3 protein-coding genes are annotated in these 2169 nt (G+C 30.1%); all 3 read right to left on the bottom strand.

The features are described 5' to 3' along the window. Positions 1–36: 36 nt before the first annotated feature. The 3 genes from BHE89_RS26050 to BHE89_RS26040 are packed head-to-tail and all read right to left on the bottom strand — an operon-like array spanning position 37 to position 1623. A complete protein-coding gene (locus BHE89_RS26050) occupies positions 37–1353 on the bottom strand; it encodes a peptidase domain-containing ABC transporter (RefSeq protein WP_458694232.1) in 1317 nt (438 codons plus the stop codon). Further along, a complete protein-coding gene (locus tag BHE89_RS26045) occupies positions 1278–1439 on the bottom strand; it encodes an ABC transporter transmembrane domain-containing protein (RefSeq protein ID WP_286146203.1) in 162 nt (53 codons plus the stop codon). The genes BHE89_RS26050 and BHE89_RS26045 overlap by 76 nt, the downstream gene beginning before the upstream one ends. A 19-nt stretch (positions 1440–1458) precedes the next feature. Then, complete coding sequence (locus BHE89_RS26040; RefSeq protein WP_286146202.1) at positions 1459–1623, bottom strand: hypothetical protein; 165 nt, start codon at positions 1621–1623, stop codon at positions 1459–1461. Positions 1624–2169: the final 546 nt, after the last annotated feature.

Here is a 2169-nt window from a genome sequence, read left to right as displayed (position 1 = left end):
AAAAGTAGAAAATAGAGAGAATATTTAGTTTCATGCTTAGCATCCTTGCTGAAGTTGCCAAAGTTTTTTGTAGTAACGACTGTTTTCAATTAACTCTTCATGTTTTCCTTCTTCAACAAGTTGCCCTTTATTTAACACAATAATACGAGAGCAATTTCTAATAGTTGAAAGTCGATGAGCAATGATAATAACGGTTTTATCTTTAGTAATAAGGGGGAGATTGTTTTGAATGATGGTTTGAGAATCTTCATCTAAAGCGCTGGTGGCTTCATCGAAAATTAAAATCTTAGGTGATGGTAATAAGGCTCTAGCCATCGCAATACGTTGGCGTTGACCTCCTGATAATGAGGATCCACCTTCTGTAATAAGAGTATCGTACCCCAAGGGGAGTTTTAGAATAAACTCATGTGCTCCGACTATTTTGGCAACATGAATAACGTCTTCTAAAGTAGCTTGTTGATGAGTTAATCGAATATTATCAAAGACACTTAAGTGGAATAAAAAATTTTCTTGTAACACGAAACCGATTTGTTGGCGTAGGTGAGTTAAATGAAATTGCGTAAGTGGGATACCATCAATTTTTAGACAGCCTGATTGTGGAATATAAAGACCTGAAAGCATTCGTGCTAAAGTGCTTTTACCCGATCCTGAAGTACCAACAATACCAATAACTTCACGTTTTTTAATATGTAATGAAATATTATTTAAAATAGCAGGCGTATTGCTTTGATAATAAAAACTGACGTTGTTAAAGATAATTTCACCCTTGATGCTCGATTGCAGTGTTGCTAGATCCTGTTCTTTGGGAAGATTAAGAATATCTTGTAAGTTATAGATCGCAGTTTTAGTTCTGATATATTTACCCCAGACATCGATTGCCGTCGCAAAGGGTTGTAAACAGAATCTCAGAAGCATTATAAATGCAATAAGTTGACCTATTGTCATTGACAGTGACATGACTTCATAGGCACCCTGCCATAGCAAAAATGCTATTGTTGTTTTGTTAATAAATAACACAATAATGCGTGAAAAATTATCAATTCTTTGAAGTGCGAAGCTTTTAGTCGTGAGTTGATGTGTTTGTGTATACCACTGATGTGTAAATCGAGGTTCAAGGGAAAGGCTTTTAATTGTTTCAATTCCCCCTAAACTTTCTGTGAGGAATCCACTATTAATTGCTGCTTCTTGATACAGTTGTTGAACAGCAAATTCTATTTTAGGTGCAAGGAATTTGGCTAAAAAAAGATAACAAGGGATGGTGATAATAAAGAGAAGAGTTAATTGAGAGAAAACATTGCCATTGCAAAGAGAAAGATAAAGATAAAAGAGAAGTCGGCAATTAACATTAACAATGTATTAGTAATAAATTCTCTAATAATATCTAGCTCTTTTACACGATTGACAATGGCACCCGTTTGCCGAGATTTAAAATAGCTAATCGGTAATTTAAATAAGTGTTCAGTAAGCTTTAAAACTTAAGGTAATGTCAATTTTATTTGCCGTGTGGTGATAGATATATTCTCTAATACCTTTTAATACCCCTTCATAAATAGCAATAAAAACAAGAGCAACAACTAAAATATCAAGCGTTAATAATGCCTGATGAATAATGACTTTATCCATAATAATTTGTGTAACTAAAAGGGAATGCTAATAATAATAACTGCAAAATCAATGAATAAAAAAAGACACCATAAAAAAGAGTTTTATATTTTTTAAATACAGGTAAAAACCAAGCAATGTTAAATTCATTATTTGCTTTAAAATCAAGGTGGTAGATATTTTTAGGTTCAAATAAATCATCTTTGCTAATTTTCTCTGTTTTCTCTGTTTGAGTGTTATAAAGAAGAAGGTTATTGTTGTCATTTTTTAGTAGGATAAATACATTATCATTATTATCTAGTAGAATTAATTTATGATTTATTTGTTTTTTTTAATAAAATAGTTTTTTTTTATTTTCTTTAATTTTAAATTTGGTGGTCTTTTTTCTAATGAATTTACTGTATGATTATAGTCTATTTTTATTTTTTTATTTTTTTATTTTTAATTAGACCAATAATAATGTGAATAGACTTAATTAAATGAATATCTTTTTTTACTATTCATTTAGAATCAATACCTTTTTAGTAAGAGAATATAAAAGAATATTTTAAAAAAAAAATTTTTTTT

Origin of the sequence: Shigella sp. FC1967 (assembly GCF_001743005.1) — a bacterium.
Taxonomy (GTDB): Bacteria; Pseudomonadota; Gammaproteobacteria; order Enterobacterales; family Enterobacteriaceae; genus Proteus.
The sequence above is the reverse complement of the archived record's forward strand: the minus strand, read 5'-3'. Positions and strand labels throughout refer to the sequence as shown.

What these genes read in the sequence shown, in the direction of transcription:
- BHE89_RS26040 (WP_286146202.1), bottom strand. Translation starts at nt 1,623, where the DNA reads ATGGATAAAGTCATTATTCATCAGGCATTATTAACGCTTGATATTTTA.